The organism is Nannocystis bainbridge (assembly GCF_028368995.1).
Taxonomy (GTDB): domain Bacteria; phylum Myxococcota_A; class Polyangia; order Nannocystales; family Nannocystaceae; genus Nannocystis; species Nannocystis bainbridge.
The window spans coordinates 2,055,929-2,065,000 of record NZ_JAQNDL010000001.1 but is presented as its reverse complement, the minus strand read 5'-3'; the positions used below and the strand labels follow the sequence as shown (position 1 = coordinate 2,065,000).

The 9,072-nt window shown below is 67.2% G+C and carries 5 protein-coding genes and 2 rRNA genes (1 of these 7 running past the window's edge); 6 read left to right on the top strand and 1 reads right to left on the bottom strand.

Annotated features, from left to right (window positions below; translation table 11 throughout):
- The 4 genes from POL25_RS08030 to POL25_RS08015 form a co-directional block, all read left to right on the top strand.
- Window positions 1-1,868: ribosomal RNA gene (locus tag POL25_RS08030) — 23S ribosomal RNA — on the top strand (it extends 1,075 nt beyond the left edge of the window).
- A 170-nt stretch (window positions 1,869-2,038) separates the two neighbouring features.
- Window positions 2,039-2,155 (top strand): 5S ribosomal RNA (gene rrf, locus POL25_RS08025).
- A 208-nt stretch (window positions 2,156-2,363) separates the two neighbouring features.
- A complete protein-coding gene (locus tag POL25_RS08020) occupies window positions 2,364-3,815 on the top strand; it encodes an AlkA N-terminal domain-containing protein (protein ID WP_272085324.1) in 1,452 nt (483 codons plus the stop codon).
- A gap of 3 nt (window positions 3,816-3,818) precedes the next feature.
- Window positions 3,819-4,358: a methylated-DNA--[protein]-cysteine S-methyltransferase gene (locus POL25_RS08015; RefSeq protein WP_272085323.1), complete on the top strand. Its 540-nt coding sequence runs from the start codon at window positions 3,819-3,821 to the stop codon at window positions 4,356-4,358.
- A 227-nt stretch (window positions 4,359-4,585) separates the two neighbouring features.
- Here POL25_RS08015 and POL25_RS08010 read toward each other — a convergent pair whose 3' ends face one another.
- Window positions 4,586-5,239 carry an RNA polymerase sigma factor gene (locus POL25_RS08010; protein ID WP_272085322.1) on the bottom strand — a complete coding sequence of 218 codons (654 nt, stop codon included), beginning with the start codon at window positions 5,237-5,239 and terminating at the stop codon, window positions 4,586-4,588.
- Here POL25_RS08010 and POL25_RS08005 point away from each other — a divergent pair.
- Window positions 5,228-7,144, top strand: coding sequence for a serine/threonine-protein kinase (locus POL25_RS08005; protein WP_272085321.1), 1,917 nt, complete (start codon window positions 5,228-5,230; stop codon window positions 7,142-7,144). The genes POL25_RS08010 and POL25_RS08005 overlap by 12 nt on opposite strands.
- Window positions 7,145-7,186: 42 nt before the next feature.
- Window positions 7,187-9,010: a protein kinase gene (locus POL25_RS08000; protein ID WP_272085320.1), complete on the top strand. Its 1,824-nt coding sequence runs from the start codon at window positions 7,187-7,189 to the stop codon at window positions 9,008-9,010.
- Window positions 9,011-9,072 lie beyond the last annotated feature (62 nt).

The window sequence follows — 9,072 nt, the reverse complement described above, 5'->3', positions numbered from 1 at the left end:
GGATGTGGGAGCACTCAGACAGCCAGGAGGTTGGCTTAGAAGCAGCCATCCTTTAAAGAAAGCGTAACAGCTCACTGGTCGAGTGAACCTGCGCCGAAAATTCAACGGGTCTAAGTGATGAACCGAAGCTCCGGGTCTGTCGAAAGACAGGCGGTAGGCGAGTATTGTCTGCGCGGTGAATGCGTACGGAAACGAGCGCTGGAGTGCAGACAAGAGCTGATGTTGGCATGAGTAGCGATAAACCGGGTGAAAAACCCGGTCGCCGTAAACCCGAGGGTTCCTGGGTAAAGATAATCTTCTCAGGGTTAGTCGGTCCCTAAGGCGAGGCAGAAATGCGTAGTCGATGGGAAGCAGGCGAATATTCCTGCACCAGCACGGATGGTTTTGTAAGGTGGGACGGAGGAGGATAGCCGAGCGACCTGATGGATGGTCGTTCAAGCCGGTAGACGGCTCGCGTAGGAGGCATCTGGCCGCAAACGCGTGGGCAACGTCGAGAGGTGATGAGGGTCGCCGCAAGGCGGACAACTCGGTGAGTCCAAGCTTCCAAGAAAAGCATCGTACAAGTTAACCGCTGTGCTGACCGTACCGTAAACCGACACAGGTGGGTGGGGAGAACATCCCAAGGCGCTTGAGAGAACTCGGGTTAAGGAACTCGGCAAATTGACACCGTAACTTCGGGAGAAGGTGTGCCCTTGAGGGTGACGGGCCTCGCGCCATGAGCCTTTGGGGGTTGCAGAGAATCGGGGGTAGCGACTGTTTACCAAAAACACAGGACTCTGCGAAGTCGCAAGACGACGTATAGGGTCTGACGCCTGCCCGGTGCCGGAAGGTTAACAGGAGATGTCAGCGCAAGCGAAGCATCGAATCGAAGCCCCGGTAAACGGCGGCCGTAACTATAACGGTCCTAAGGTAGCGAAATTCCTTGGCGGGTAAGTTCCGTCCTGCACGAATGGCGTAACGACTTCCCCACTGTCTCGACCCGGGACTCAGCGAAATTGAAATCGGGGTGAAGATGCCCCGTACCCGCGGCAAGACGGAAAGACCCCGTGAACCTTTACTGCAGCTTGGCACTGGTTTTCGGACTTGTCTGTGTAGGATAGGTGGGAGGCTATGATGTGGGGCCGCTAGGTTCCACGGAGCCAACCTTGAAATACCACCCTGAGAAGTCTGAAAGCCTAACCGTGACCAGTGAGCCTGGTCCGGGACACTGCCTGGTGGGTAGTTTGACTGGGGCGGTCACCTCCGAAAGAGTAACGGAGGCGCGCAAAGGTTCCCTCAGGCTGATTGGAAACCAGCCGAAGAGTGTAAAGGCATAAGGGAGCTTGACTGCGACTCATACAAGAGGAGCAGGCACGAAAGTGGGCCTTAGTGATCCGGTGGTTCTGAATGGAAGGGCCATCGCTCAACGGATAAAAGGTACTCCGGGGATAACAGGCTTATCACGCCCAAGAGTTCACATCGACGGCGTGGTTTGGCACCTCGATGTCGGCTCATCGCATCCTGGGGCTGTAGTAGGTCCCAAGGGTTTGGCTGTTCGCCAATTAAAGCGGTACGCGAGCTGGGTTCAAAACGTCGTGAGACAGTTTGGTCCCTATCTGCCGTGGGCGCAGGAATCTTGAAGTGGAGCTGTCCCTAGTACGAGAGGACCGGGATGGACAGACCCCTGGTGTTCCGGTTGTTTTGCCAAGAGCATCGCCGGGTAGCCATGTCTGGAACGGATAACCGCTGAAAGCATCTAAGCGGGAAGCCAACCACAAGATGAGGATTCCCTGAAGGTCCGTCGTAGACGACGACGTTAATAGGCCGGGTGTGGAAGCGCGGCGACGCGCGGAGCTAACCGGTACTAATCGACCGTTCGGCTTGACCTTGGGCACCGTCCCGTGTGGCGGTTTGCAGTCCGAGGTTCCGAGCGATACACGCACAACGGCCAAATGGCCCGCTCCGAGATGGAGCCCTGTACACAGCGTACTACGATCTCTTGCGAGGCTGATTCGGTGGCTCTGCCACGACTCTCCTCGCCGCTCGTCGTCAAGTTTTTGCTGGTGGCTATAGCGGAAGGGCCACACCCGATCCCATCCCGAACTCGGTCGTTAAGACTTCCAGCGCCGATGGTACTGCAGGGGCGACCCTGTGGGAGAGTAGGACGCCGCCAGCGCTATGCCCCCTTCGTAAGAAGGGGGCTTTTTTATTTGGGTCCGGAGCGGTGCCTGGCGGCGCCGCGAGCCCGGGCGCGTCACGGCGCGGCTGGTCGCCCACGGCGTGGCGGTTCGGCTTTCACCTGGCTGCGAGCGCGTCTGCGGCGTTGTCGCGGCGGCGTCCGAAAACGGCGAGACGACCGCGGGACGCCGAGCTAGATCGATCGTGTGCAGCTCGACCCCGACGCCTGCTTCGACGCGCTCTGCGCCCGCGACCGCCGCTTTGACGGCGTCTTCTTCGTCGGCGTGACGACCACCGGCATCTACTGCCGCCCCGTGTGTCCCGCGCGCACGCCAGGGCGGGGCCGCTGTGAGTTCTTCCGCCGCGCCGCCGAGGCCGAGCGTGCGGGGTTTCGCGCCTGCTTCCGCTGCCGGCCGGAGCTCGCGCCGGGGCGCGCCGCGATCGACTCGCTGTCGCGGCTGGCGACCGCCGCCCTGGCGCGCATCGACGCCGGCGACCTCAACGACGGCTCGGTCGACGCGCTCGCCGCGAGGCTCGGCGTCAGCGCGCGTCATCTGCGGCGCGCGCTCGAGGCGGAGCTCGGCGCCACCCCGGTCGAGCTGGCGCAGACGCGGCGCCTTGCGCTGGCCAAGCAGCTCCTGCAGGACACCGCGCTGCCGCTCGCGGAGGTCGCGTATGCGGCCGGGTTCGCCAGCGTGCGCCGCTTCAACGCGCTGGTGCAGCAGCGCTTCGGCCGGCCGCCGTCGGCGCTGCGGCGCGAGGGCGGCGATGTCGCTACCGGTGACGCGATCGAGCTGCGTCTCGACTACCGGCCGCCGCTCGACTGGCCCGCATTGCTCGGGTTTTTGCGCGGGCGCGAGGTCGCCGGTGTCGAGCGTGTCGACGACCACGGCTACGCCCGCGTCGTTGCGCTCGGCGACTGCGTCGGCTGGCTCAGCGTCCAGGCCGATCCTGCCCGCCCGGCGCTGCGCGTGCGCCTCGCGCCCGAGCTCGCCCCGCAGCTGATGCCGATCGTCGCCCGCCTGCGCGGACTCTTCGATCTCGACGCCCACCCCGTCGCAATCGCCGATCACCTCCGCGGCGATCCTGTCCTTCGGGACAGCGTCGTGGCGCGCCCCGGCCTGCGCGTTCCGGGCGCCTTCGACGGCTTCGAGCTGGCCGTGCGCGCCGTGCTCGGCCAGCAAGTCTCCGTGCGCGCCGCGACCACCCTGTGCGCGCGGCTCGTCGCCCGCTTCGGTCGGCCTGTGTCGAAGACGCTGCCGCCGGGCTTGAGCGCCGCGTTCCCGCTGCCCGACGCGCTCGCTGGCGCCGCGCTCGCCGACGTGCGAGCGATCGGCCTGCCCGAGCAACGCGCCCGCACCGTCGTCGCGCTCGCGGCCGCTGTTGCGGACGGCCGCGTCGACCTGTCCATCGGGGCAGATCCGGAGCGGACCGTGGCCGCGCTCGAGGCGCTGCCGGGGATCGGGCCGTGGACCGGGCAGTACATCGCCATGCGGTCGCTCCGCTGGCCCGACGGCTTCCCCGGCGGCGACCTCGTCGTCCGCCGCGCGCTCGAAGTCACGACCACCCGCGCCGCCGAGGCCCGCACGGCCGCCTGGCGACCCTGGCGCGCCTACGGCGTGCTGCACCTGTGGACCGCCGCGTCCTTCGGAGGATGACCCATGACCCGCCTCGTCCAGCGCTCGCTGTCCTCGCCGCTCGGCCCGCTGCGCCTCGTCGCCAGCGACCTCGCCCTCGTCGGCATCTACTTCCCCGATCACCACCCCACGCCCGCGCACGCCGGCGAGGAGGCGGCGCGCCACCCGGTCCTCGATGTCGCCGCGCGTGAGCTCGACGAGTACTTCGCCGGCCGTCGCCGCGGATTCACCATGGTGCTCGATCCACGCGGCACCGCCTTCCAGCGGGCCGTCTGGCAGGCGCTCGCCGACATCGGCTTCGGCGAGCAGCGTACTTACGCAGACCTCGCTCGCGCGATCGGCAACCCCCGGGCGGTGCGCGCCGTCGGGGCCGCGAACGGCCGCAATCCGCTGTCGATCGTGCTGCCGTGTCACCGCGTCGTCGGCACCGGCGGCGCGCTGACAGGCTACGCCGGCGGCCTCGCGGCCAAGCAATGGCTGCTCGCGCATGAGGCGGCGCTCGCCGTGATTCGCAGCGATGGCGACGCACCGCATGGCGATCTGCTCCGCCAGGTCTCGACCTGAGCGCAGCCGCGAACACGGCGCGGAGCTGGTGCTCCGCCGAACCGGCTCGCTCAACTTCGCGATGGCACGAGCCGATTTTCGGAGATGGGCGGTGTTCCTCGCGGAGGATGGAGCTGCGCGTCAAAGCTCGGGAGAGCACGCCAAGAGGACGAGGGCGCGCTGCGCGAGCATGGTTGCCCGAAGTCATTGGCGGAGGGCCTCGCTTCCGCACGCCTTTCGACAGGACGTCACTCGATCCGCGCGCGGATCTCCTGCGCCCAAAGGTCGAGTGCGTCGTCTCCGACCTCGGGCGGCGCCATCCCGTGCAACTGCACCGACACTTCCTCGATCTTCTGCCGCAGTCGTCCCTTTGCGCGCTGTAGACGGCCGGGGACGACCGACTCGGGGAGCGCCAGCAGTACGCCGATCTCGCGGACGGACATCGCGTCGAAGTACTTGGCCTCGAGCAGCACCTGATCGTCGAGTGGGATCGCCCGCAGCGCCTCGACGAAGACCCGGAGCTCGCGGCGTCGCATCAGCAGCGCGCTCATCGATGTCGGATCGAGCTGCTTGACGCATACCGAGCCGAAGTCGAGCGCTTCACTGGAGCGCTTATATTTCTTGCGCAGGTGGGCGCACAGCACGCGACGCGCGATCGAGAACAGGTAGGCGCGCACGGAGGTCGTGACCGCGGGACCCGCACGCCCGGCGGTGCGCTGTAGGGCGAGGAAGGTCTCCTGCACGAGGTCGTGCGAGTCGGCGGGGGTGGTCAGCTTGTTGCGGAAGAATCGCGCGAGTGACGGGGCGTGGTGACGGATGAACAGATCGCCCGCGCGCCGGTCTCCGACCTGCCAGGCGCACAGTAGCTCGTGATCGCTGTCGTTCGAGCGGTGGACATCCATCGCTGGTACCTCGACCGATCCGTAGCACCGGGGTCCAGCCGGGCAACGACGGTCGGGACACGACAGCGGGGCGGGGCGGCGCGTTGCTCTGGATCACGCTCGCCCGACGCCCGGCGATCGAACACGAACGCGAGCCCCACTCGGCGAGGACGAGAGGACTGCGATGAACCGCCTGAAACTGCCCGTGGTGCATGCCGCATCGTCGCACGCAGGCGCGAGCCGTTCTCTAACGGTCGGAGGTCCCGCCCTCGGCCGAATTCGGGGCCGGAACGACGAACGACGGGATCGATGTCGTACACATCGTTCGGGCTCGACGAACGAAACTGTGAGAAGGGCCGCCTTGCCGGTGGTGCGCTGTCGGGCCAAAGAGCTTCCATGCCACCGGAAGCTCGGCTGCCGCCTTCGGGACCGCTGCGGGCGTTCGGTAAGTATCGCATCTTCGGCCTCCTCGGGCAGGGAGGCATGGGGTCGGTATATCTCGCCGAGCAGACGGGCCCGGGCGGGTTTCGGCGCAACGTGGTGCTCAAGCTGATCCACGCCGACAAGTCGGCGCGCGTCGAGCAGCGCCTGTTATTGATCGACGAAGCGCAGATGACGGCGCTGATCGGTCACCCGAACGTGATCACCGTATTCGAAGTCGGCGAGCACCTCGGGCGGGTATTCATCGCGCTCGAGCAGGTGCGTGGGGTCAGCCTGGCGACGATCCTGCAGCGGGTGAACGGCGCGGCGCTGCCGCTGCCGGTCGCGGCGGCGTTGATCGCCCAGGCTTGCGACGGCCTGCACGCCGCGCACGAGCTGCGGCGCGACGGGCAGCCGCTCAACTTGATCCACCGCGACGTGTCGCTGTCGAACCTGATGTGCGACTGCGACGGTCGGGTCAAGGTGATCGACTTCGGGATCGCACGGGCCGACATCCGCAAGATCCTGACGGACCCGGCGGCGGTCCGCGGGACCCCAGCGTACATGGCCCCCGAACAGCTCGAGGGCGGCCCGCTCGATCGCCGCTGCGACATCTACTCGTGCGCGCTGGTGTTCTACGAATTGTGTACCGGCGCCCACCCGTTCCGGCGCAGCATGTTCCGCGGCGTGGCGCCGCCGCTGTCGATGCAGTGCGAAGGCGTTGGCCCGCGGCTCGACGAGGTCGTGACGGCGGCGTTGTCGCTCGAGCCGCGCGGGCGCTTCGTCTCGATCGCCACCCTCGCCGATGCGCTGTGGCAGGCGGCGCGCGACGGCGGCGTCGGTGAGCCGGCACAGATCGCCGAGTACTTCCGCAGGAACGCGATCTCGCTCGAGCCGCCGCCGCCGCGCGAGGCGGTCGATCTCGGCCTGCCGACCGGTCCGCAGGCACGGCCGGTGCCCGACTCGTCAGCTGAGACCCGCAAGTTCGAGCCGACGCCGATGGTCCTCGATATCGGCGACGAGCGTGAGCGCGAGGTGCTGCTGCCCGACGGTCGCGCGGCGGTGATGTACACGACTGACCTCAATTCGCGCGAGCGCGGCGATCACGGCGCCGCGCTCGCGCGGGTGCCGTCGCTGTTGCCGGCGCCGCTTCTGATCGACTATGTCGGTCACGCGCTGCGGATCACCTGTAACAGCGACGGCCCCGCGCAGGCCGGCACGCGCGCGGCCCTGTATGTTGACGCCCACCAGCCTCAGACTCGGCTCGAGTCGCTGCTGTTGACGGAATCGTCGCTGCCTCACACCTTCGACGTCGGCCACCGCAAAGGCGCGATCCGCCAGGTCCACTACACGATCGGTCGGCGCGCCGGGCGGACGACCGCCGCGCGACCGACCGACGTACCCGTGACGATTTCGACGGTCGGCGACGTGCTGCTGCTCGCGGTGCTGACCGCCCGCGACGACACCGGTTTGACCCACATCGAGTGCATCCGCATATGGCAGTGACGGCAGCAGGAATGGCATGTCGGCTCCGCCGGGGGAGATGGCATGGAGAACCCACAGCTCAACTCGGACATCACGTTTCAGCGCAGTCGGATCGTCCTGTCGTCGCAGGTGCAGTACGATCTCGAGCAGGTCGTCGAGGAGGGCATGGCTCGGCCGCGCCTGCTGGGCGCGGGGCGCTTCGCCAAGGTCTTTGCGGCTCATCAGTTGATCGCCGGGCAGCCGTCGCGGAGGGTCGCGTTCAAGGTGCTCCACGACAACGCCGGGTACCAGGACGAGCGGCTGTTCAGCCAGGAGGTCACGCTCAACCGCGAATTCACCGGTAACCGCGCCCCAGGCATCACCCCGCTGCTCGACGTGCTGCTGCTCGGCCCGCTGGTGCTGTGCGGCTGCGGGACGCTCTACCACCCGACCTGCCCGAACGGCTGCGGGGTCCCGGTCGAGCGCATCGACCTCAAGGGTCGCCTCTATCCCGTGCTGCGCTGCAACGCCTGCGACTACGAGCTCAGCGCCGAGTTCGTGCCCGAGCGCGGCGGCGAGCTGACCGGCAGGCGGACCAAGCCGTGCTGCTCGCGGGAGATGGACCCATACGCCAACACGGGCTCCGTGATCAACTTCGCGCTGCGCGAAGTGATGATCATGGAGGTGCTCGAGAGCAACCTCGCCGAGTATGCGGCGTGCATCGATTACGGCGAACGGGGCGCGCTCCCGGCCGCATGGCTGGATCCGGGGCTCGAGCTCCTCGGTCTGCTTCACCCGCGCAAGCGGCAGCGGGCGCTCGCGCAGAGGGTCAGCCTGCTCGCCAAGGTCAACCTGATGGTCCAGATCGGGGAGACCGTCGCGTGGTTACACGAACGGATGCAGGTGGTCCACAAGGACCTGGCGCCCGACAACATCATGGTGCATCAGCGGCCGGCCGGCACGCTCGCCGACGATGTCTCCGGCGTCGACGACGTGGCCGCCCTGCTGGACCACGCCGCCAACCAGTCGACCGAGATCCGCGTGATCGACTTCGGGCTCGCGGACAAGGAGAAGCTGACCCGGTCGTGGTACGAGGACGCCGACACCAACATCGCAGCGACCAAACTGCCGTACCTGTCACCGGAGGCGCGCTACCGTCGACAGTCGATCGGCACCGGCCTGGAGTTCGATCACGCACAGCGCCGGTTCCGGATCCCGGCCGGCCTGGCGCAGTCGCCGGCGTCGATCCGCGTCGGTGACATCATCGCCGACAAGCACGATCGGGTGCACGCGCACGACCTCACGATCGCCAGGATCGAGGATGGCCATGCCTACTTCGAGGGCAACGCGCCGAAGCATCTGCCGCGGCACCTCGAGATCGTCCGCCCGCTGGGCGAAGCGCACGACGTGTACGCCCTCGGCGCGACCTTCCATTACATCCTGACAGGGCGGCACGACCAGGTCGAGGCGCTCGGCAACTTCGCCGGCGCGATCCAGGATCAGCCGTGCGGACTCGAGATCCGCGCCGTCTGCAGGCGCGACAACTACGCGAACCGGCGCAACAGCATCCGCGAGCCGTTCTTCCGCGACGAGATGATGCTCGTGATCCTACGCGCCATGGTCCGGGGGCTCCCGGGCAGCTTCGTCATCGACCGCACCGAGCGCGGGGCAGGGCCGGCGCGCATGTTCCTCGCCGAGCTGAAGCTCATCCAGCAGGAGTTGATCGCCGAGGTGTTCGCGGCGCGCTCGTACGCGAGGGAGCTGCGGAGCCGTCAGATCAAGGCGGCTCCCGCGATGGTGCTCCTGGCGCTCGTCGCCTGCTACGCGCTGATCCCCGGCAAGTGCGAGTCGACGGAGGTCCTGCAGTCGACGATCGTGGCCCCGCAGGTCGCCGCCGATAGCGAGTGAACATCGCCGCAGGAGCCGGCGCGCGAGGCTCCTTGCACGATACTTATCGTGCAAAGTCTGGT